A 23688-nucleotide genomic window follows, 5' to 3' on the forward strand; every position below is an offset into this window, starting at 1 on the left:
GTTATCACCTCCTTAGATAATTATATATTGACTTCCATGTACCCATATCTACTGAATCAACTACCTCTATCCCTGGTGAATTAGCAAATTCAGAATTCTTAAATTTTATATTTCTATCCTTTTGAATGATTTTATTTAATGCATATAAGCATTTGTGAGATGATTCTCTGTTAAATGCAAATGCTGCCCAATAACTGTTTAATTCTTTAATCTCTTTCATAGGCTTATCCAAATAATCTTCAACAATCAGTTGCCCTAATTTGTAATCTATTTTTAATGATCCTTCTTGAGCTAATATATCAAAGTCCTTTTCTTTTTTGACCCAAAAAACTAATGAATTTTTATCAAGTAATTTAATAGTTTCCTCAATAATATTTTGGGAATTTTTCAATTTAATAATTGTATCTGGAAGTAGTACTATATTCTTTGATAAAAATAAGTTTCTAGCAGACTCAATGGCTCCAATAAGTTCCTGTTCATATGACTTTTGGTAACAAAAGACAATGTCAATTTTATCACGATATTTTTCTAAATATCTTACTGTCATTAATTTTTCAGAATTTATAATGACTATAACTTGAACTTTGTCCTCATAACCTACTAACAAATCAAAGCAATAATCAATAAGTACTTTATTAGACTCAATTCCTAATAATTCCTTAGGATATGGCAAACCTAATCTCTTTCCAGTACCACCACAAGGAATTATGACTCCAATTTTGTCATTCATCTAGTAATTCACCTCTTTTCCTTAATTTATTTTTGTAAATTAATAAAGATTTTATAATTTTCAGCTGCTTTTCTGCTTTATTTGTTTGATACTTAATTTTATCTTCATAAACTTGGTTTTCAACTAAATAATATAGGTTTATAATTAAATACCGATCTATTGCATAATTAATAGCCATAATTTGATCATTAATTCTAAAGTTATTATTATACTTACTATAAACTTTTAAATAGTAGTTAACATATGGAATAAAATCTAAATTTATATCATAAAGTACATCACACATATCCCATATATAGATACCTAAATCTTCAGCAATTGTCCCATATCTCATATCAGAAAAATCAATTATTGCTGCAATTTCTTCATTGAAAAATAAAATATTATCCATTTTTAAATCACTATGAATTATTTGCTTCGCTACGAACTTATAATATGGCATTATTTCATTATAAATAACTTTGTAAATTGCTAACATTGTATCATATAAGTTTTTAGGAAAAGTTTCTGTATACAATTTAGAATGATGCTGCATACGATAGGCCATTGCTGAATAAAGTTGTTCATTTTTATCCAAAAGTAATTTCTGAAATTTATAATTTTGTGAAATTGAGTGCATCTTTACTTGGAGTTTTGCAGTTTTCTCAATTGTAGCTTCATTATATGTTAAATGTTCTCCATCCACAAATTTAAATAAAATAGCATATATACACTCCTGTCCAATATCACTAACAAAGTAATATTTATTTTCTTGTAAAGTAGAATATATACTAGGAATAGCAATCCCTCTTTCTTTCAAAAAAAACATAAAATTAATTTCTCTAGTTACTAGTTTATCTATACAACTGAACATAGGATGTTTTTTATCAATAGTACATAACCTAAGCAGATATTTATTATTATTTAATATCACCTTTATAGAAATGTTTTCATACCCCTTCTTTATGAGTTCATATTGTATTTCTGTTACATCTTCTATAAAATTTTTCAAATAAAATTTTATTTTGCTCTCATTTAAAGATTGAATTAATTTATTATTTTTATAAAAATACATATTTACCTCTCTCTCAAATTCATCTCTTATTAATTAGTTATAGTTTCTATTGATTAAAATGGGAATAATAATTTGTATTGTTTTTCATTAGATTACTGTGCGTATCACAAACTATACCTACCTTAGGGTCAAAATAAATAACTTCATCAGCACACTCAGCAATTTCTTTAGTATGTGTAGCATAAACAACTGTTTTATTCTTCATGTATTTTCTTATACCAGCTAATACCTTTTTTATATTTGATGAATCTAATCCCACAGTTACTTCATCCAATAATAAAATATCTGGTTCATGCACCAATGCTCTTGCTAATGCAAGTCTTTGGATTTGTCCACCTGATAATCCTCTTTCACCTGATTTTCCAATTACTGTATTATACTTATCCTCTAATTTACTAATTACCTCATCTATATTTATGCTTTTACAAATTTCTTTAACCTTTACCTCATCAACATTATCAATGCCGAAAATAATATTTTCCCATACTGTATCAGTAATAATTTCTACATTTTGCGTTACAAGACTGATCTTTCTTCTTAAACTAGCTAATTTATATTGATTAATAGGTATATCATTTAATAAAATTTCACCTTTATTTACATCATACAGTCTAATCAATGTACCTAATAGTGTGCTTTTACCACAGCCACTTTTTCCTACAATAGCTGTATGTTTATTCATTTTTAGTTTTAAAGATACATTCTCTACTACATCTTTATTAGTATACCTGAAACTAATGTTACTATAACTTACACTATAAATATTAGTTAAATCAATAGTTCCGTCAATCTCTAAATTTGCATCATTTTTTTCTGCTATATATAATCGTTCTGAAATAGGTACCTTTACTAATGTTTGAGTCAATCTCTCGTATAAATCTTTGCCACAACTAAAGAGCTGCTCTATATACATTTTGCTTAGAATTAAAGTTCCTATTGTCATTTCATTTTGGAGTACTTTATAACCACCGTATAAATAAATAATACTCACTCCTAACGCTTTAATAAATCCAATAAAACAATTACCTAATTTTTGTGCCCTTATTCCATCGCAATAGGCTTTCAGATGTTCATTATTTATTTTGTTATATTTTATACACAAGTAATCTTCCAAATTATATATTTTAGAAAAATAAAAAGCTTTAATTCCTTCATTCATATTATTCAATGATTTTTCACCTAATTGAATTTCTTTATTAGATGTCTGATGAATAGACTCACCTAAGTATTTAAATGGTGTAATATAAAAAAACAAGATTATAATACTTAATAGACCAAGATAAAAATCTAAACTAAATAGAAAACTTGCAATAAATAAAATTTCCATGCTATTAAGCAATATTTTAATACCTACAATATAAATCCAATGGGAAATCTCATTTGGTTCCTCTATTATTTGCTTTATATAAATGCCAGTTTCATTTTTTTCTAGGACACTATAGAGCTGGCTAAGATAGCGCTCAAAAAATTTCACCCTGACATTTGTAATAATTCTATGTCCTAATTTATTAGATTGGTAGTCTTCAAATGTCATTAAACCACCATCCATAAATGGGATGATAAATACGCCAACCATAATATATAGAAATAAATCCTTATTAATATTATTTATCATATCAATTAATTTCATCATTAAAATAGGACTTATTAGTCTTACAATAGAATGAAAAAATATACTAATGCATATTATTATAGACAAACTGCGTTCTTTCTTTAATTTATCAGTTATATATTTAAGGAAGAACAATAATCTTTTTAAAATCATTAAATATACTCCTCCCTATTATAAACAGATTCCTGCAAACAATTATTAATAATTTCTGTTTTAACACTTTTATTTTTAACAATAATTTTCTCATTACAATATTGAATATTTTCTACATTATGCGTAATGTGTATTACTCCTTTATTAGTCATTGTATATATTCGTGAAAGAACTTTTTTTTCCATTTCAGGATTTAACATAGAAGTTGCTTCATCTAATAATATAAACCTTCTGTTACTAAGTATCGCCCTTGCAATACTTAAACGCTGTTTTTGACCACCTGATAAATTATTTGCACATTCTTCTAAGAAGGTATCAACCCCATTCTCTAGTTTATTAATAAAGTCATCTGCACAACTTATATATAAAGCATTTGAAAGTTCTATATCCGTTACATTAGGATTAACAATTTTTAAATTTTCCTTAATTGTACCTTTTAAAAAAATTGCTTCCTGTGAAGCAACAGAAAATAAATCTCTTATACATTCTTTATTTAAATCATTATAATCATAATCATTTATAACTATTCTACCAATCTTTACATCTAATATATTTAACAACATATTTATTAAGGTAGATTTTCCAGCCCCGCTTTCCCCAATAACTATATATTTCTTATGTGAACTTATCTCTAAATTTATATCTTTTAAAATTGTATTATCTTCAATAATAACAGTGACATCCTCAAAACGAATCTTATAATCTACATTTATTGGTAAAAGCAACTTTTTCTTTAAATCTCTTTCAGTACTTAACGAAATGATATCATTAATCCTTTTTAAACGAGGTATGATGTCTTTTATAGTTATATAATAGGTACTTAATTCCGATATTGGCGAAGTAATGTACCTAGCAAGAGTAATGCTAGCGACTATCTCTCCAATGGTAATGGCATGTTTATCATATAAATATACACTTAATCCAAAAATAAATGTCATTAAAACTGCATTATTCCCCATTAAGGAAACTAAAAAACATCTAAAGTTCAATTCTCTTCTCAAAGTAGAATGTAATAATTTATTTGCTATATGTTTAAGTTTATTAACCATATAAGAAATATTATAATTTGTTTTTACGAATAATGGTTTATCAAAACATTCTTTTATATATATACTTTGTATTTGCTCATCTATTTGTGCTCGCTCTACTAATTGATTTTGCCTCTTATTAAGAATATATATAGGGATTAATCCTATTAAACTTATTAATACTATTCCTACAAATAGCCAAACACTTATATGTATTATATAAATAGAAGCCCCTATACCAATAAATATACTAAAAATTATTTGGGGCAATAGTTGTATCCCACTATCTACTATATTGCTTAAATCATTTGTAAAAACATTAACAATTTTACTTTGCAATTTTCGATATTTAATATAATCCATATTCATTATATTTGAATACATTTTATTTTTTACTTCCTTTATAATTTTGAATAATATCACTGAATAAATATATTCAAATAAGGTTAAAAAAAACTCTTCTACCAACATACATATAAAAATACAACCACATGCAAACAATAAAAGTACCTTATTATTCTCTAAAATAATATTATCTATATACCATTGAATTACTATAGGTGGTACTAAATTAGCAATTATGTTAATTGCTGCAATTGTACATAAAAATGCTATTATTTTCAACCTAGTTTTTACAATTTCACTCCAAAATGCTTTACATTTATAATTCATTATTAAATTCACCTTACCTCTTTAAGATACAAGTTCTATTTAAATATTGTATTCAAAAGTTTGTATATATTTGACCTAATTCCTAATTCATTTAAATCATATACATATTTTTTTATATTTCCATTTTTTAGTGCTTTTACTTGTTCTCTTAAGTTTTTGATATCATCTTTTTCTTGAATTATGCTATCCATTATATAAGCAAGCGCCTCCATGTTTTGCAGATTACAGCCTAAATGTGTTATTTCATTAACACCAATTCTCAAGATAGGTGATTTTGTACCTGGTAACTCATCGAATACATTTACTCTAATGCCACACTTTGACAACCTTTTACTTGCCTCATAAGAATCAATTCCTATATTAGACGTACTCATCCATATTTGATTTCCTTGACTATATCCAAGTTCTCTACCTTTAACATCATAACCTAAGTAATCTAATGTTTTCCCTAACATTTTTGCATTAGCAATAACTTGGTGTGCATATCCTGAACCATCTTTTTCTTTAAACTCCATCAAAGCAATCGCTAAACTTGCAACTGAACCAAAATGATGACTGCTAATCATATAATATTGAGCATCTTTTACTTTTTCATTAAGCTGTTTATTATTAGTAAAATAAACAGCTCTTTGAGGTCCTGGAAAAGACTTATGTGTTGACCCACCAAATGAATCAGCTCCTAATTCTAAAGGATTTTCCATAGCTTCTCCTAAGATTAATCCCAACCAATGACTAGCATCAATATGGATAATTGTATTAGGGGAACATTTTCTTACTTTATGAACTAGCAACTCTACATTTAAAGGAAATAAACAATTTGATTGATCAACATAAACTAAACTATATGTTTTTTCTTTGAGCATGACTTCTAAATATTCAAAATCAACAGTATGCTCGTTTATTCCTTTCATAAAATCTACATGATACCCCAAACTTTCTGCCAAGTCTTTAGTTGCATAATGTCCACCTTGTTCAGGTGATATTGTAATAATATTCGAACCTTTAGGCCCCCCTAGAGCATTTAATACTAGTATCATAGCATTTAATCCTGAAATAGGTTTTAAATTCACATATGTTGATTTGCCTAATGATTTTAATAAAGTTACTGCAACTTTAGTTTCTATTTCATAAATATCTTGTGCTCCTCGAAAGTTCCATTCCTTTTCATTAGCTGTGTTATTAAAAAAGTATCGATTATATATATCGCAAACAAGAGGAAGTCGTGATATAGGAGTTAAGTTATTTTCACTTGGAACCATATTTATAATGCCTTGACCTTTCTCTTCATTTGTAATTAACAGATTTAATAATTCTTCTATACTCATAATCATAAAGTCCTTTCAACTTCTATTTATAATTCTATAAAACAGAATTTTTACCACACCTACCACCAATTATAAATTTTGAATTAGTTTCTTCATCTATAAATTTAGTAACCTCACAATTTCTTGGGCATCCTCCACAATTTGCAGTATCCCTTTTGTAAGATTTAAAGTATATGTTATTTAAATTTAGCTTGTCCTTTTTACCTGTTTCATTAGTATCTTTTGCTATTAATGCCATTCCTAGCGCCCCCATGTTTTGACAATTATCGCTTACAAAAATTTTTTTCCCAAGAGTCTTCTCAAAAGCTTTTTGCATAGCCTTAATTTTTGCTACCCCACCTTGAAAAATGATAGGCTCTTCTAATATTTCTCCCTTACATACCTCATTTAAATAATTCTTAACTAATACCTCACAAATGGCATTTGTAATATTTTTTTTACTTTCCCCAATTCTTTGATAATTAATAATTGCACTTTCTATAAATACCGCACATTTTCCAGCTATATTTAACTTTTTATTAGATTCTAACGCAAGTTTATCAAATTCTTCAACACTCAGATTTAGTCTTTTAGCTTGCCACTCAATAAATGAACCAGTGCCTGCTGCACATACAGAATTTATTTTAAAATCTTTTATCATGTTGTTCTCTAGCTTCACAAATTTAGAATCTTGGCCACCTATTTCTATTATAGACCCTACATTCTGAAATTGTTTGACAGCCGCATAAGTGTGTGCAATAATCTCACTTTTAACAATATCTGAATTAATACATTTTGCAATTAAAATTCTAGCACTACCTGTTACACCAACTTTTTTTATTTTAAATATATCTAAATCAATTTTTTTTAGTATTTCTTTTATTACATCTAATGGTTCTGCATATACCTTTTCAATATAACTGCATACTAATTTTCCTACTGTATCGATAATTACTACCTTACACGTTGTAGATCCTACATCTATTCCCATGTAGTACATATACCTTTCTCCTTTCTTTTCCAATCAATCATTTCAACAAAGGTCTCAAGTGATGTTTCTATTGTGCTTTGTGCTTCCAAACTGTAGGAAATAATCAAACTTGGTATATTTAACTCCTTTAATAATCTGTCAAGAACATTAATCTCCTCTATACCTGCATTACAATAACAATCTTTTAGCAAAATTACTCCATCAATTTTTTCGTTTGGTGATAATATTGTTGCTACATAAGATTCTGTAGGCCAATATTTGTGTATATTTTTTTTAAACACTAAATTACGATTGTTAACCAATTTATGAGCTTTCATAAAAGCTTTTATATTATTTGTTCTTACATCTTCTGCAGTAACAACTCTTACCGAAAGTTTATCAGTTAAATACTTAACCATTATGCTATTAGCATCAGAACAATCAAAGAAATGAAAAATTCGCCCTATTAGTAATAATGTAATATTTTTATTGTTTTTTACATTTAAATATAAGTTTTTAGATTGACTCATATCCTCCCACAATTTTAAGGCTTGCAAAATAATTTTTTCTGAATCACAAAAATATTCAGCTATTTTTCTTAAAGTTTCAAGTCGTAAATCCTTTTTGGTGTCTACTGCAAAATTAAGTACTTTCACCTTATTCTTATAATATTCAGCAATCTCCTGTGCCATAAAATTTGTGCTATTACAAGCTAAATGTCCTTCTGTATTTTCAACTGGCACTAGTAATATCTTGCATTCTTTATCTATCAAATCTACATATTGTCCTAAACACGTTTTTCTAAAATAACAATAGTCTGAAGTAAATTTGAAAATAGAATTTGCCTTTTCAACTGATGTTTCAGCTCTTAAATCAGAAATAATAAAATTTACGCCTAGAATTTTTAAAAAAGCTTCCCACTTACCTTTATCAATTAACACACGCTCTTGTGATAAACCAACTAACTCGCCATTGTATTTGTTGCTCATAACAGCCTCCATATCCTTCAATTTATTATTTAAATTTTTGACTCAATATTAATAGTTCATCTAACAAGTGTTCTTCTAATAAAACCCCATTTTTTAAATTTTTTTTCTTTTCATTATAAGCACGTTCTCCTGGAACTCTTAATGCATCAAATCCATCAAAAACTTTGGAGTTTTTTACTACCTTTATAATATTATCAACCCTTTCTTTATACATTGCTTTTGAAACAAAAGTATATGGATTAATACAAATAAATAGTTGACTAGCTTCTCCAATTTCCTGCTCATAACTAAATTTACCTCCACAAAATATGCCTAAGAATAAATCAATCATTAACGCTAACTGAAAGCCTTTATACTTTCCTCTTAAATCACTTCCACCAAAAGGTGTGAGCATACGTTCTCTCAATATAACCTCTGGAGATATCATTTTTTGATTATGTAGATGATATTTTTCTAGTAATGCATATGCCCCATATTCCTTAGGTACCTCTTCATTATTTTTCATTTTTATAAACAAATTCCCTAATGAAGTTGAACTCATCCCAATATCCATAATAATAGGATATTCAGACATATTGGGAAATGATATTGATAAAGCATTTGTTCCAGTTAATGGTACATGCCCTCCTGGCGGCACAATCGCTGGGCAACCATTAGTGATAACAATGCCAATATAATTCTCTTTAGCTGCCATTTGTGTATAAAATGAAGCAGTTCCAAAATGAGTACTATTTAATACCGATGTAATACATACTTCATTCTCTCTAGCTTTTTCAATAGATTTTTTCATGGCATCATGAGCCGTACATAAACCAAGTTCAGAATGACCATCTATAATCAATTTATGTTTACTTTCAAATATAATTTTATTTTTTGCATTAGGATTTACGATATGATTTTCAATCAACGGGATATAATATGACCCTATTTTAGATACACCATGTGAAACTTTGCCTGTTAAATCTGCTTCAACTAATATTTCAGCACTTATTTGAGCCTTAATCGGTTCAAATTTATATTTCAAGAAAATCTCTCTAACTATTCCTATTAAATCTATATGTGATATACGTTTACTCATTTACACTAATTTCCTTTTATCTTTACTTTGAAGTTTTTCTTTTAATCTTTTTGTTGTAGGTATATTCCAATTCTTCTACAATTTCAAAACTAGGAATTTTATATTTAGCCAGCCCTTTTCTTGCAAATCTCTCCAAATCTTTAGTAGTTATGCTATTATCTGTAACAACAACCCTAGCGTTGGGCACTTCTCCTAATATCTCATGTGGCTTTCCTTCAACAATGATTTGTTTAACTTTCTCATATTTCATTAAATAAGTTTCAATCTCTTCAGGATAAATATTTATACCACCACGTATAATTATATTTTTTATACGTCCATTTAAGAACAATTCTCCCAAATTATTAACATATCCTAAATCACCAGTTGATAGCCACCCATCTTTTATTACTTGTAATGTTTCTTCGCCTCTTTCATAATAACCTTTCATTATTCCAGGACTTTTTACATGTATTTCACCAATTTCAAAAGGTTTAGCTTTTGTCCCATCCTCCTTTATAATAATTAGCTTAACATTTGGTAGAGCACTCCCTACTGAGTTATCAATTTTTTTATTAACCTGTGGGATAACGCCTGTAACACGAGGACCTGCCTCAGTCAATCCATATGTTTGACATAATGCTGCATCTTTAAAAAGTTCTGATAACATTTCCAATTTCTCTACAGCTATTGGAGCCCCCCCAAAAGTAATTTGTTTAACACTAGTTAAATCATATTTATCTCTAGCTTTAAAGGCTAATACTTGAGATAGTATTGTAGGTACTGCTGTAAAAACATTGATCCGGTATTTTTCAATATAATTTAGTAATTTATGTGGCGAAAAAATGCCATCCAGAATAATTAATGTCCCGCCAAGTAATAAGTGAGCAATCATTTGTGCTGTATTACAATATCCAAAATGCATTGGCAAAGTGATTAGTACTTTATCTTTTGGAGCTAATTTCATATGTATTACATGAGCTTTAGCATTTTCAATGATATTTCGGTGAGTCAACATAACACGTTTGGGTTTATCAATAGACCCTGATGTATGTAAAAACAATGCTACCTTATCAGGATTTATATCTGATGTATTATACTTATAATTTAAAGATTTTTTTTCATATAACTCATAACTGACTTCTGTCAAGTAAATTGATTTAGCTACCTGAATGATATCTTTGTATTTAAAGTAATCATTATATATTAAAAGCTCAATATTACAATATTCCATCTCTCTTGAAATTTCTTCAGCTGTAAGTTCTTGATCAAAAGGAACAACTTGTCCACCGGCCATAATGATTGCAAAATAACCAATCAAGTAATCTATACTTTTTGAAGTAATTAACCCCACCCTTTTCTTACGTCCTACTTTTTCTTCAATCTTCATTGACAATCCACTAGCTACACGATATATCTCCTGATACGTATAATTTTTCTGTTTCCATATAGCTATACATTCATTTGGCTGCATTTTAGCTTGCAAAAATAAGATATCACTCAACACTCTACATTTTTGTTCGGTATAGTGCACTAAATCCATTTTTTCACCTCATTTTTTTCTGCATATCACTTAAAACTGATTTAATGATTTTTATAATTTTTTGTGCCTCTTCTTCACATATTATTAATGGCGGCAATAAAGCAAGGGCTTGATTAGCTTGTCTCACAATTAATCCCTTATCAAAACAACTCATACATGCTTCATAACAGAGCTGTTCACTTTTAAAATCAATTGCCACCATAAGACCTAATCCTCTTATATTGTTTATGAATTTATACGTATCTTCAAGTGGTTTTAAATGAAATAATAATAGTTCACCAATTTTCCTTGAGTTATCAACTAAATTTTCACTTTCAATAACCTCCAAAGTTGCTATTGCTGCAGCAATACCTGATGCATGACCTGAATTTGTATGCCCATGTCTAAATCCACCTAAATATCTATCATTTTTAAATGAACAATAAATTTCTTCAGATGTTGTAATTGTAGAAAGTGGAAAATAACCACCACTAATCCCTTTACCACATACTAAGATATCTGGAACAACACCGAAATGTTCAAAAGCAAACATTTTACCAGTTCTCCCGAAGCTAGTCATAGTTTCATCTAATATAAACAGAACATTGTATTCTTTACAAATTTCTGAAACTTTTTGAATATAATCGTATGGCGGAATAATATATCCACCTATCCCTAATATCGGTTCCATAATAAAAGCAGCTACATTATCTGCACCTAATTCTCTAATTTTATCTTCTAATAATAATGCATTAGGCATCTCACAATCATTATGCTCAATAAATTTTTGACATTTAGAGCATCTAGGTGCTGGAATACTATGATACACAGATGTTAAATATACATTATTTGCCTGAACGTATTCTGAGTGAGAAATACTGATTGCACCAATTGTAGAACCATGATATCCTAGTTCTAACGATATAACTTGTTTTTTATTTTTTTTGCCTGTTAATTCGAAATACATTTGCGCCATTTTAACAGCAGCTTCTGTAGCTTCAGATCCACTCGTACAATAAAATGTGCGAGTTAATTTTTCTGGTAGTAAATCAGATATTTCTTTTGCAAGTTCTATTGGAGGAATTGTAGAATATCTACTCAAGTCAAAATTCATAAGTGTAGACATCTGTTTAGTTATTCCATTAATAATCTTAGAATGATTATATCCGCAACTTGCATTCAAAGCTGCACTTGTAGCATCCAAATAACGTTTATTATCTATACTTGTTACATAGCAAGCATTTCCTGAAACAAATATGTTATTTTCTCCAAGTTTAATATTCTTCTTCCATGGATGCCATACATGTTTATAATCTAATTCATAATAATCCGTTTTTGATAATAATTTTTTCACTTATACCGCCATCCTTTTAGATCTTATATTTACTAATTTATCATTTTTTCAATGAAATAAAACTTTTTGTTTTACCCGAATTCATGCTTTTAATGCTATCCACATATTCAAAGTTAATTTGTGGTTCATCTAAATATTCATTCAATGTGTTTTGTATTTCTTTCAGTGCAATAGAATCAATTTTATTTTCTTGTACAATTTTTATATCAAATATCCCTCTATCTTTTTGAATAACCTGAAATTCTTTAATTAACCCTGGGTACTTTAAAATAAACCTAGAAAATATTGTATCGAAAATGCCACTACTAACTATTTTCTTTGATGTATATACTAAATCAGAAATTCTCCCACCTATAGGTTCTATTGTTATTAACGATTTATTACCACAACTACACTGTTTTTGATGATACTTCATTTTAACGTAATCACCTAAAACATATCTAATTAAAGGCATTTCCTTATTAGATAAAACAGTTACTACTAATTCTCCCAGACCATCACTCATAGTGGGTTTACCAGACTCAAATAATTCAAAAAACAGTTCATCATCCCATGCATGCATATATTCATTAAAACATTGATAAGAAATAATACCTGTCTCTCTTGACCCGTAGTGATTAATAATATTGTTACATATCTTAGTAGCAATATTATTTTTTTGGTATGGTAATATCTGCTCTCCATATAATTCTACCATCTTAATATTAGAAAGAACTATATTTCTATCGCCACAAAAATTAGCAAATTTATTGACAGCAATAGGTGCCCCAATAATCCAATCAGGATCAAATTCTAAAATCTCATTAATATATTTTTCAAAGCTTTTCTCTGATAGGTCAAGATAATCATTATTGTCTCCTATCCTTAGTGCATTTAACTTATTGGACTCCAGGTTTCTATAAAAGTATAGTAATTTCCACTTCATAATATCCTTGTGGAACATCTTTCTTGTTTTCCACATTTTTTTAGTCAATCTAAGCTCTTCCTGTCGATTTTTAATAATCCTTAATGGTTCTCCAGAACTTCCACTCGTATGTTGCAATATAGCATTAGGATTATCCAATATATCTTTATTCTTGATAAAATTATCCCAATTTAATTTAATATCATCTTTTTTAATAATGGGAAGTTCACACCATGCTTCATAACTAGAAATATAATATGAAACATCCCTTTTTATTTTTCTATAAGCTGGAACATTTGAGCGTGCATATGATAATAGTTCAATAAGCTTTTTTCTATTCTTTAATAATTGATAATTATACACATTCATGTGAATTTTCCTTACAATTAATCATTTCATATATACAACTTATTACATAATCTACATTTTCAAAAATCTCCATATCCAACAACTTGTCATCAAATTCAATATCAAAATAATCTTCTATTGTTAGCATTATTTGTACAAATTCAAATGAATCCATGTATTCAGCCCTTATTACTCCATCTTCATCTTCATAATCCTTTAAAAGTGATTTTAAATAAGTTTCTATTTCTAGTTTATTAACCATTTACATTTCCCCTTTAGCTTTTATTTTAGTGGGCAGCTTAATCCACACATTGTACATTCACTAGATACATCTTCTAATTCTACTAAGCCTTTCCCAGTTCTTCTTTCCAATTCTAGAGCTGCTCCTTTTGGATCAATTACATTTCTTATAACATTTGGCAGATGACATCCACCTTTAGCACGTGCCTCTGCAACCTTCTCCTCCATTACCCAATCAGGATTTACAATTGATAATGCAATTCTTGTATTAATAACAGATTCGTAAATATCTTCAATAGTTGGTTGACTTATATGTTCTGCCCTTGTAATTGTGCAAATCATTTCCACTCCCAATTTAGCCATAAAAGCTGCTGTAATTGCTCCAGTAATATTATCATGTCCCATCCCCCTATCTGTTGCTACAGACAGTACTCTTAGAGGTGCATTTTTGCAAACATTTTTTGTATAGTTAAACCACTCCTCTAATCTATTAAGTGCAATATGGCCTCCATTTTCTATCGCTACAGTTACACCACTTTTGTGACAAATATCCACTAAATCAGCAGCATCAGCAATTTCAGTTTTATATAATTTATCAAATCCACCATCATTGGTGATACTTGGACTTCTCATACTTAGTCCAATACTTATAGCAGCATCGTATTTTTTTGCTAGTCCTACTATTTCAGGGAAATATATATAAAACGGATTATCTTTACCTGTACTTTTTATATATTTTCTTATGTAATTTCCCATTCGACTTGTAAATGGAAAACTTCTTTGACTATTTTCAAGTAATTCTATATGCCTTTTTCTAATTGGAGCATGAATTGTAATACTTTTCGCCCCATAAGATAATATTTCTTCAGTGGTTTCTAAAATTTCATTCTTACTTATATTATTTGGCATCTCATTTAAACCTGTGTTTGTACAAATAATATACCCAGGCAATGCTGTGACTGGCACATTTAAATTATCACATAACAACTTTAAATTTCTCTTTGCATTAACACCTATACTTGCGTCAGCAATAATATCTGTACCAGCATCGACTGCAGTTATCGCTTTCTTTAATTCTTCTTCTGGTGAACTCTTTTCATATGTTACACCTACATGTGTTACTAACCTTGTTACACCATTTCCTAATTGCAAATCTCCAATTCTATCCATTACTCTATATTCCTCCACTTATTTTTATCAAAATGTTAATTTAAGATTTAATGACATTTATTAATAAAGATATGATTCTAAATTATTAAAATCTTTTAAGTTAAAAAAAACCTTTTCTTTTATTACAATAGCTTTTATTAATTCATCTGTTACTTTTCTATTTTTTTCTATTACTGTAGCCTCATGAGCTAACTGATAAGCCTCTCTAAATTCTTCTGATTCTGTATCGTCAGTCACAAGTTCTAATATAAGTTCTCCCTTATTTACAAAATCACCCTCTTTTTTATTTAATAAAATTCCTGTTGAGTAATTTATTTGACTTTCTTTTAAGTTTCTTCTACCAGCCAATAACATTGACGCATTACCAATTTTGAAACTATCAATTTTATTAATATACCCCTCTTCGTTACTGTAAATCTTAACCCTTCTTGAAGTCTTAAGTAATTCCAAATCATGTTGTAATAAATCTAAATTTCCTCCTTGTCTTTTGATAAATTCATTAAATTTTTCTAAAACTTCACCTTTTTGAATCTTTTCCTTTATGAGTAATTTACCTTCTTCTATAGATATAGCTCTTTTATTAATAAATGCTATAATTGCTCCAAATAAGGAACATAATTCTACTAAATCTGATGGTCCATTTCCCTTTAATGTTTCAATGACTTCTCCTATTTCTAATATATTTCCTATATTCTTTCCTAATGGAGTATTCATATTACTAACAACTGCAATTGTTTTTTTTCCTAAACCTTCTCCGATACTAACCATAGTTTGTGCCAATAATACTGCATCATCTATTGTCTTCATAAAAGCACCACTGCCAACTTTTACATCTAAAATGATAATATCAGCACCTGTTGCAATTTTTTTACTCATTATAGAACTAGCTATTAACGGAATAGAATTAACAGTTGCTGTAAGATCTCTTAATTCATAGATTTTTTTATCTGCAGGAACTAAACTTTCTGATTGACTTATAATTGAAATACCACACTCTTTAATCTGATCAATTACTGCTGCACTAGGAATTGTAACTTTCATTTCTTTTATTGATTTCAATTTATCAATTGTTCCACCACAATAATCTAAAGCTTTACCAGATATTTTGATAACATTTAGTCCAAGTGAAGCAATTATAGGACATACTACTAATGATGTTTTATCCCCCACTCCACCAGTACTATGTTTATCTACTGTTATACCATTAATTGTGCTTAGATCAAATCTTTCTCCTGATTGTGCCATTTCATATGTGAGTTGCGTTATCTCCCTAGTACTCATTCCATTAAAATATACTGCCATTAACCAAGCTGCAAATTGATAATCTGGAATTTCACCAAGGGTATATTTCTGAACAACATATGATATTTCTTCATTGCTCATTTCTTCACTATTTTTCTTTTTATTGATGCAATCAATAATATTCAAATCATCATCTCCTTGTTAAATTATAAAAAACATTTTGAATAATTTTAAAATCGATTTTTAATATAATAAAATACTCTAGTGTTCTAACTTAAATAGTACAATGGCAATTACATTAAATAATATACTTACTAAATAAAGTCTATACACAGTCTGTTTTGAGTTAACCCTTTTGCAACTAGCCTATAGTGTATTTGTGTTGGATTACCAGCATAAATGGGCTTCCGTAATTTTATTCGTCTATAAACAACATATATATTGTCAAAAGTCGGTAATACCAATGCAAAAATTGGCGCAAATATTGAAATGATTGCTGCCTGCTTAGATGCACCATCTAATGAAATAACACCTAATATAAAACCAATAAAAGTTGTACCAGCATAACCCATAAGAACCTTTGATGGAAACTTATTGTATATTAGATAACCAAGACAAATCCCAACTAAAAGAATACTCATTAAAGCTCCCTGACTATTATTCATTTCCAATGCAATTATAAATAATGTAAACACAGAAATACATGAAATTCCACCAGCTAGTCCATCCATGCCATCAGTAAAATTAATAACTGAAGTTACTCCAAATAACCAAACAACTGTTAAAATAAGTTGTAATATATTGGGCAATGTAATATATGTATTATCTGTTAAACTTGCAAACCCTTCAAATCTCACTCCACCTGTATATGCAATTATACATGCTATAACTTTGAAAATCATTTTAGGAAGCGCTTTCAGATCCCCGTCTTTAATCCTTATCCAATCATCTATCATTCCAATTATGAAAATACAAATTGAACCTAGAAAAATATATACGATTTTCGTATCAAAAATTCTATTTGTCAAGAAATATCCCCCCGGAATGTTTCCATTATTCCAATAGACGCCATATAAGATTTTCATTGCTTATGAATCTTTCTCTTAATGTTTTCTTTTGGCTTCTCTACATAATTATTCACTATTGCAATTTTTCTTAGTACAGGTGTTATTAAAATCATTGTAAAAAATTCTACTAAGAACGTAAAAATGTAATTCATTAAATTCATCAACTTTCTTTATATATTTATCAATATTTTCTTATATAATTGAATTTCTTTATCTTTAATTAATATAAGTTTCTTAGTTAATTGTTATATCATCATTTATAATATTTTTGTTAATTATCCCCGTCCCTCCTGTAAGATCTCTGCTTGTTTATTAGTCAACTAATAGCTTTATACATTTCAACCCCTAGCTTTTCGATATATTGTATTTTAGCATCTGTTTGTCCAGTTATTAAAACTTCACTTATATTATGGATACCAATCAATTCTATGGTAAACCAAGAACATAATCACCCCCTTCTTGTTTTAACCTTTCATTAACTATGCCTAAAAACATGGAATATATATATATATATATATGAACATCTAAATCTAATTTATATTTTTTCATATATCACTAATCTCCTATATTATTATCACTAACTATTACATCCAATCAGCATCCTCCAAATCTTCATATAATAAATCATTCTTTATTAGACATTTTTAAGAAATGTTTTTAATCCTGACTTACGGACAGTTATTGTCAATTTATCAAATAAATTCCATTATGGTTTAAAACAAAATTATTATAGAATCCCCTTTAAAATATATGAACTTATCGAAACTAAGGATAAATAAGTAAGTGCAGAGTTATATTTTGACTATATCAGATTTGTCAGACCTTCTAGTCATATCATCCCTGATTGATATATTGTAAAGCAAGTATTTAAATAATATTTTTTCTACATGAATAATAAGATCTTTTAAACCAGTTAACTCCTGTAGTAAATAAACTATAAATTCTAACTTTTTTACCCTTAATATTCTTAGTGGCACCTAATAATTTATTTTTCTTATCTTTAATACATGAAACACCAGGTGAAATTATATAGGAATATGCTATACAAGCACAAAAATATACCATTTTAGAATAATGAACATCCTTACTCTAAGTACTTTCCAAATTGAAGCCACTGCTTTTGAAATCTCTAAGCATTTCTCCAATATCAAATCTTTTTTTATTCCCTTATTACATAAGCGTTGGAAAGATTATTAGCTATAAACCATATATCATCAGCATCTTGAGCTATACATACTGCCATATTCAAATATATTCTTGAGTTATTAATCTAATATTATAAAAAAGTTCTTGTAGCACACTTTCTTAGAGTGATATCTTCTAATTTCATGATTTTATTTATATGGAATTAGTATTTTATGCAAGAATCTAAGCCCTTCCTTAACATGTATAAACTCCTTATTTCCATTTTATTTATATCTCAATAATTTAAACCAAATAGGAATAGTTATTTTACCTACCTTCAAGAAAAATTGAAGTATTACAAATCTACCATCTATTGTTGTATGATTAAATATGTTATATAAATTGATTTTTCTTTAAATTTATATATTAATAGCTTTATTGCTTAAAAATCTTTATAATCTCTTTATCTTGCTTTCTTCTAATCCTAAGTAATAACTATCTTTTAATTCTTGAGATATCTTAGAAATAACTACTGATTAAGCAGTTATAATTCCAACAATTATTGCAATTATATTTTTTTATCAAGAATCAGATAAAATCATAATTTTTTCAACATACTCTTCTAAGATATATTTCCAAACATCTGATAAGATTGTTGAAATATTCATTAAGTTCTTTTATAATATTTTTAGCAACATCATCACAGTCTATAAAAAACATACTATAGTACCTTCCCACAATAAAAATCTCATTATTTAATTTTTTCAATATAATTAAATAATTCCTTGTTGTAATAACTTTCTAGCACATATATTTTGTTAATATGATTAAACATTGTTTTAACTTTTATATTTCTTATAGAATTATACTTAATTATTTTAATTTTTATTTTTTCCCACTCTTTTATTATTTTATCTAAGGGATCAACTAAAAAGAATTCATCTCCAAACAATTTCTGTATTCTATATTTTTCAGTTTTCTTTATCACAATAATAAAGAAAAATGACTCTAATAACTCATTAATATTTTTATCAATTCCACTCTCTTCAGCTAATATCTCATTTAAATTACTATTAATATGCTTCAAAACTTCTGTATTATTCAACATTAACTCTTTATTCTTCAACATATTACTTCTAAACACAGAAATGTAATTATGATTTAATTTATTGCTACAGTTCTCCTTAAGAATGACCTGTGAATAATTAACATCATCACTCTTCATTTGTAAAAATTTATAGTATCCTTCATAAGCAGTTTTTAATGTTTCAAATTTAATATTTTTAACTGATATGTGTTCGTTATTAACATCTACAATCTTAAAAATATTTAATTCTTCGTCATACCCAAATACAAGCATAAAGTGCTTATGATGACTATTTTTGTAGAACAACTCATAATGCTTACAATAATATGCATCCGCATAAATAATTAATGGAATATCTTCATTGATAGATTGTATAATTGTTGTAATGATATCAGTTGTATATAAATGATTCTTTACTTCTATACCAAGTTCACTTAATATTTCATCATCTTTTTTAACACCTACATATCTACTATAAAACTGAACATTACATTTAGATTCATTTTTCTTTTTTATTTTATATACATTTACATCATTTACAATGAAAGGAGTTACATCCTTACCATAATATCTTAGTGCAGTTAATAACGGATTATAATAACAGTGTCTATAAAAAATATCGTCAAAAGGCTGTATTTGTTTTAACTCTCTTTTTCCCACGAGGCACACCTCCTCAATATCAACATAATAAAGTTAATTCTCTTTGCTGTCCTTTATATATTAAGTATAAATTAAGAACAATAAACCTGAAATTTAATAGTATCTTTTGCTTCTCCTTTAATGAAAGTGATTATATATATGATTACTTTAACTATTTAAGCGATCCATAACCACTAACTATGATTTTTCATTTTATTATCTTCATAAGAATGGTTTGTCTTTGTCATGCATCACTTTTAGTAATAATCCTAATTTTTTTACTTCTTTTATCTATACATACATTTCAAAAAATCTATTATATTCAAACCTATTAATATATTAATAACTAATTAATTGGATTTCACTTTATTAACTTTAAGTATTTCTTTCATATAGCATAGCAATTTTACTAATTTTATTTATTATTGTGCTATTTAATTCTCCAACATCAAATGTCCATTCCCAATTACCTCCCAATGTACCTGGAGTATTCATTCGACCTTCACGTCCAAGGCTTAATATATCTTGAACAGGAATGATCACAATTTTTGATATTGACTTCATTGCATAACTTATAAATCCCCAAGATATAGAACTTTTATCATTACAACTTATATCTACTAACTTCTTAATTTTCAATTGTTCATTTAAGCATAATGACTTATACCATCCGAGTATTGGATCATTGTCATGAGTCCCTAAATAAGTTACAGTGTTGTACATAGTATCATATTTTTCATAATACTCTACACCATATTGTAAAACCTTTATACCCATAAAAGAATAAAAATCTTTAAGTTTAACTATTTCTTCATTTGTATATCCCAAGTCCTCCACTATTATAGGGATTTTTCCAAACTTATTTATCACAGCATTAAAGAAATCGTAAGATGGTCCTTTCTTCCAATAACCTTTCCCAACGCCCCCATCTATAATAGGAATAACCCAATAAGATTCGAATCCTCTAAAATGATCAAACCTTATTACATCAATCTTTTTTAATAAATTGTTTATTCTTTTCATCCACCAATTAAAATCTTCTTCTTTCATCCTATCCCAATCGTATACTGGATGCCCCCATACTTGATCATCTCCAAAAAAAGGATCAGCAGGGAAACCTGATACTTCAACAGGTTTATTATTATTATCTAATTTAAATAAGTCCTTATTCACCCACACATCGCAACTGTTGTGGGAAACATACATAGCTAAATCACCTATAATTTTTATCCCATTTTCATTTGCATATTTCTTTAGGCTCAACCATTGTTTTAAAAAAATATACTGAAGAAATTTTTGAAACTCTATTTCTTTAACAAGTAAATTTTCATAATAACTTATTGCTTCATGATTTCTATTAACTATTGACATTTCCCAATTTACCCAGCTACTCTTTTTAAAATAATTACTTAACGCAATGTATAAAGAATAATCTTTTAACCATTCTTCTTCCTCATTACAAAATTTCTCATATTCATCCTTTTGAATGCTATATTTTTTAAAATTATCATAAGCAATTCTATAATATTTATATTTTAATTTACGACATTTTTCGTAATCTACTCTTTCTTTGTTTAAATACTCATCAAATTTTATATCAGAATTATTAATTAGCCCATCCCTCACCAATAGGTCAATACTTATTAGCAATTCATTCCCTGCAAAGGCAGAGTGACACTTGTACGGTGAGTTTTCATTATCACAAGGCTCTATAGGGAGTATCTGCCAATATCTTTGTTTGCTTTTCTTAAGAAAATCAACAAATTTATAAGCTTCTGCTCCAAAATCTCCAATACCATATTTGGTACGAAAACAACTTGGATGAACTAATGTTCCATAACTTCTATCTGCCATTTTATCACCCTTTCTTTGTCTCTTAGAATACATAAATAAAATCGAATACTATACTTGAGATAGCATTCAATTCTACTCATTCTATTGATATTTTTTAATAAAGCATTGAACATTTTTTAATGCTACAGAATCTTCAAATTGTTCAATTGGATGCTTACAGAAATATGAAGAAGGTCCAACTAATACTCCTCCAACATTATTATCTAATGCTAATTTACAGCATCTAATAGCATCTATAACAACTCCAGCTGAATTAGGTGAATCTTCAACACTTAGTCTTAACTCCAATTCTATAGGAATATCTCCAAATTCTCTGCCTTCTATTCTAATAAAACAAACCTTATTATCCTTTAACCATGGCACGAAATCACTTGGTCCAACATGAAGATTTACATCAGATTCCTTCAAGTGTCCTACTGACTGCACTGCATCTGTCTTTGAAATTTTTTTAGAAGCTAATCTTTTACGATCCAGCATATTTAAAAAATCTGTATTCCCACCTACATTTAATTGATATGATCTATCAATTTCCACTCCTCTTTCTCTAAACAAATTAACTAACGTTCTATGTACTATTGTTGCTCCTACTTGTGATTTTATATCATCACCAATTATAGGGAGATTTTTTTCCTTAAATTTATTTGCCCATTCTTGATTACTTGCAATAAATACGGGCATATTGTTGATATATCCTACGCCAGCCTCTAATGCGCATTCAGCATAAAACTTTGCTGCATTCTCTGAACCAACTGGTAAATAGTTAATTAACATTTCAGCTTTTGATTCTTTAATATACATAACTATTTCTTCTTTTGTAGGCTGTTTTTCATTGCTTAAATCAAATGAAATATCTTTACTGTAATCTTCCATATGACTTGCAACCCCATCTAGTATTTTTCCCATTTTTACAGTTACCCCACTATTTTCAATATGATCCACTATTCTCTTTGTGCAGTTTGGCTTCTGGTATATGGCTTCACTTATATCTCTTCCAACCTTTCTTTTATCAATATCAAAAGCTAGTACTACTTCAATGTCTGAAGCTTTAAATCCTCCTATCTCCATATGCATTAACCCAACAGCTTCTTTACCTTTGTTAAATCCATAATAAGTAATTCCCTGAATTAATGAACTAGCACAGTTTCCCACCCCAATAATTCCAACTCTAATTTTCATAGCTTTTCCTCCTAAATTCTATTTTAAATCTATTAAGTTATATGAATACTGCGTTCCTCTCAATCTTTGGAAACCAATGGTTTTGTAAAACTTAATTACCACCATAAAAAGATTAACGCATAATGAACAAGTCTAATATAAAGCATCCTTATTGCTATTCGGATAAACCAAATTAGTTTAAGTCAAGTAGTCTAATCAAAAATATCAACATAACTTTGTAAAATTCATTTTACCTTAGTTTATATTGGCGAATGTAAAAAATCACTTACTCAAATATATATATAATGTAGTAACAATATATATTTACATAACATTTTCAAAAATTACAATCGTTATCAATGTAATATAGTTAACATCATAATAGTAGAATCTAGTTAGTAATCATTTCACT

General features: G+C 28.0%; 20 protein-coding genes. All 20 read right to left on the minus strand.

Features of this window, described 5'->3' with window-relative positions; all coding sequences use genetic code 11:
* Positions 1-4 precede the first annotated feature (4 nt).
* The 20 genes from H9661_RS16970 to H9661_RS17060 all read right to left on the minus strand — a co-directional run bounded on the left by H9661_RS16970 (position 5) and on the right by H9661_RS17060 (position 23297).
* Positions 5-730 (minus strand): glycosyltransferase family protein, encoded by a 726-nt coding sequence (locus tag H9661_RS16970; RefSeq protein ID WP_191769959.1) that lies wholly within the window; start codon positions 728-730, stop codon positions 5-7.
* Positions 723-1784 carry a phosphotransferase gene (locus H9661_RS16975; RefSeq protein ID WP_191769960.1) on the minus strand — a complete coding sequence of 354 codons (1062 nt, stop codon included), beginning with the start codon at positions 1782-1784 and terminating at the stop codon, positions 723-725. Before H9661_RS16975 ends, H9661_RS16970 begins: the two co-directional genes overlap by 8 nt.
* 46 nt (positions 1785-1830) lie before the next feature.
* Positions 1831-3549, minus strand: a complete 1719-nt coding sequence (locus H9661_RS16980; protein ID WP_191769962.1) for an ABC transporter ATP-binding protein — start codon at positions 3547-3549, stop codon at positions 1831-1833.
* A complete protein-coding gene (locus H9661_RS16985; RefSeq protein ID WP_191769964.1) occupies positions 3549-5249 on the minus strand; it encodes an ABC transporter ATP-binding protein in 1701 nt (566 codons plus the stop codon). Before H9661_RS16985 ends, H9661_RS16980 begins: the two co-directional genes overlap by 1 nt.
* Positions 5250-5284: 35 nt before the next feature.
* Positions 5285-6574, minus strand: coding sequence for a PLP-dependent aminotransferase family protein (locus H9661_RS16990; protein ID WP_191769966.1), 1290 nt, complete (start codon positions 6572-6574; stop codon positions 5285-5287).
* 34 nt (positions 6575-6608) lie between these two features.
* Positions 6609-7553: an acyl-CoA dehydratase activase gene (locus tag H9661_RS16995; RefSeq protein WP_191769968.1), complete on the minus strand. Its 945-nt coding sequence runs from the start codon at positions 7551-7553 to the stop codon at positions 6609-6611.
* Positions 7535-8512 carry an acyl-CoA dehydratase activase-related protein gene (locus H9661_RS17000; protein WP_191769971.1) on the minus strand — a complete coding sequence of 326 codons (978 nt, stop codon included), beginning with the start codon at positions 8510-8512 and terminating at the stop codon, positions 7535-7537. The genes H9661_RS16995 and H9661_RS17000 overlap by 19 nt, the downstream gene beginning before the upstream one ends.
* Positions 8513-8537: 25 nt before the next feature.
* Positions 8538-9590 carry an Ldh family oxidoreductase gene (locus H9661_RS17005; protein WP_191769973.1) on the minus strand — a complete coding sequence of 351 codons (1053 nt, stop codon included), beginning with the start codon at positions 9588-9590 and terminating at the stop codon, positions 8538-8540.
* Between the two features lie 22 nt (positions 9591-9612).
* Complete coding sequence (locus tag H9661_RS17010) at positions 9613-11112, minus strand: class I adenylate-forming enzyme family protein (RefSeq protein ID WP_191769975.1); 1500 nt, start codon at positions 11110-11112, stop codon at positions 9613-9615.
* A 4-nt stretch (positions 11113-11116) separates the two neighbouring features.
* Positions 11117-12445, minus strand: a complete 1329-nt coding sequence (locus H9661_RS17015; protein WP_191769977.1) for an aminotransferase class III-fold pyridoxal phosphate-dependent enzyme — start codon at positions 12443-12445, stop codon at positions 11117-11119.
* A 40-nt stretch (positions 12446-12485) separates the two neighbouring features.
* Complete coding sequence (locus tag H9661_RS17020) at positions 12486-13718, minus strand: phenylacetate--CoA ligase family protein (RefSeq protein ID WP_191769980.1); 1233 nt, start codon at positions 13716-13718, stop codon at positions 12486-12488.
* Positions 13705-13959, minus strand: coding sequence for an acyl carrier protein (locus H9661_RS17025; RefSeq protein WP_191769982.1), 255 nt, complete (start codon positions 13957-13959; stop codon positions 13705-13707). Before H9661_RS17025 ends, H9661_RS17020 begins: the two co-directional genes overlap by 14 nt.
* 20 nt (positions 13960-13979) lie before the next feature.
* Positions 13980-15107 (minus strand): phosphomethylpyrimidine synthase ThiC, encoded by a 1128-nt coding sequence (locus H9661_RS17030; RefSeq protein WP_191769984.1) that lies wholly within the window; start codon positions 15105-15107, stop codon positions 13980-13982.
* Positions 15108-15167: 60 nt separating this feature from the next.
* Complete coding sequence (locus H9661_RS17035) at positions 15168-16535, minus strand: thymidine phosphorylase (RefSeq protein ID WP_191769986.1); 1368 nt, start codon at positions 16533-16535, stop codon at positions 15168-15170.
* Positions 16536-16663: 128 nt separating this feature from the next.
* Positions 16664-17377, minus strand: coding sequence for an MraY family glycosyltransferase (locus H9661_RS17040; RefSeq protein WP_243240482.1), 714 nt, complete (start codon positions 17375-17377; stop codon positions 16664-16666).
* A gap of 465 nt (positions 17378-17842) precedes the next feature.
* Complete coding sequence (locus H9661_RS19935) at positions 17843-17965, minus strand: hypothetical protein (protein WP_279290181.1); 123 nt, start codon at positions 17963-17965, stop codon at positions 17843-17845.
* 318 nt (positions 17966-18283) lie between these two features.
* A complete protein-coding gene (locus tag H9661_RS17045) occupies positions 18284-18481 on the minus strand; it encodes a hypothetical protein (protein WP_191769988.1) in 198 nt (65 codons plus the stop codon).
* An 811-nt stretch (positions 18482-19292) separates the two neighbouring features.
* The gene (locus H9661_RS17050; RefSeq protein ID WP_191769990.1) at positions 19293-20288 is read right to left on the minus strand and encodes a cysteine peptidase family C39 domain-containing protein; all 996 of its coding nucleotides are present in this window, start codon (positions 20286-20288) and stop codon (positions 19293-19295) included.
* A gap of 354 nt (positions 20289-20642) precedes the next feature.
* Positions 20643-22121, minus strand: coding sequence for a 4-alpha-glucanotransferase (gene malQ, locus H9661_RS17055; protein ID WP_191769992.1), 1479 nt, complete (start codon positions 22119-22121; stop codon positions 20643-20645).
* A gap of 81 nt (positions 22122-22202) precedes the next feature.
* Positions 22203-23297 (minus strand): inositol-3-phosphate synthase, encoded by a 1095-nt coding sequence (locus H9661_RS17060; protein ID WP_191769995.1) that lies wholly within the window; start codon positions 23295-23297, stop codon positions 22203-22205.
* Positions 23298-23688: the final 391 nt, after the last annotated feature.

This window comes from Clostridium cibarium (assembly GCF_014836335.1).
Lineage (GTDB): Bacteria > Bacillota > Clostridia > Clostridiales > Clostridiaceae > Clostridium > Clostridium cibarium.

Bases quoted from the DNA above. Each gene is read 5' to 3' on its own strand.
- H9661_RS16970 (WP_191769959.1), bottom strand. From the start codon at position 730: ATGAATGACAAAATTGGAGTCATAATTCCTTGTGGTGGTACTGGAAAG.
- H9661_RS16975 (WP_191769960.1), bottom strand. From the start codon at position 1,784: ATGTATTTTTATAAAAATAATAAATTAATTCAATCTTTAAATGAGAGC.
- H9661_RS16980 (WP_191769962.1), bottom strand. From the start codon at position 3,549: ATGATTTTAAAAAGATTATTGTTCTTCCTTAAATATATAACTGATAAA.
- H9661_RS16985 (WP_191769964.1), bottom strand. From the start codon at position 5,249: ATGAATTATAAATGTAAAGCATTTTGGAGTGAAATTGTAAAAACTAGG.
- H9661_RS16990 (WP_191769966.1), bottom strand. From the start codon at position 6,574: ATGAGTATAGAAGAATTATTAAATCTGTTAATTACAAATGAAGAGAAA.
- H9661_RS16995 (WP_191769968.1), bottom strand. From the start codon at position 7,553: ATGTACTACATGGGAATAGATGTAGGATCTACAACGTGTAAGGTAGTA.
- H9661_RS17000 (WP_191769971.1), bottom strand. From the start codon at position 8,512: ATGAGCAACAAATACAATGGCGAGTTAGTTGGTTTATCACAAGAGCGT.
- H9661_RS17005 (WP_191769973.1), bottom strand. From the start codon at position 9,590: ATGAGTAAACGTATATCACATATAGATTTAATAGGAATAGTTAGAGAG.
- H9661_RS17010 (WP_191769975.1), bottom strand. From the start codon at position 11,112: ATGGATTTAGTGCACTATACCGAACAAAAATGTAGAGTGTTGAGTGAT.
- H9661_RS17020 (WP_191769980.1), bottom strand. From the start codon at position 13,718: ATGAATGTGTATAATTATCAATTATTAAAGAATAGAAAAAAGCTTATT.
- H9661_RS17025 (WP_191769982.1), bottom strand. From the start codon at position 13,959: ATGGTTAATAAACTAGAAATAGAAACTTATTTAAAATCACTTTTAAAG.
- H9661_RS17030 (WP_191769984.1), bottom strand. From the start codon at position 15,107: ATGGATAGAATTGGAGATTTGCAATTAGGAAATGGTGTAACAAGGTTA.
- H9661_RS19935 (WP_279290181.1), bottom strand. From the start codon at position 17,965: ATGAAAAAATATAAATTAGATTTAGATGTTCATATATATATATATATA.
- H9661_RS17045 (WP_191769988.1), bottom strand. From the start codon at position 18,481: ATGGTATATTTTTGTGCTTGTATAGCATATTCCTATATAATTTCACCT.
- malQ (WP_191769992.1), bottom strand. From the start codon at position 22,121: ATGGCAGATAGAAGTTATGGAACATTAGTTCATCCAAGTTGTTTTCGT.
- H9661_RS17060 (WP_191769995.1), bottom strand. From the start codon at position 23,297: ATGAAAATTAGAGTTGGAATTATTGGGGTGGGAAACTGTGCTAGTTCA.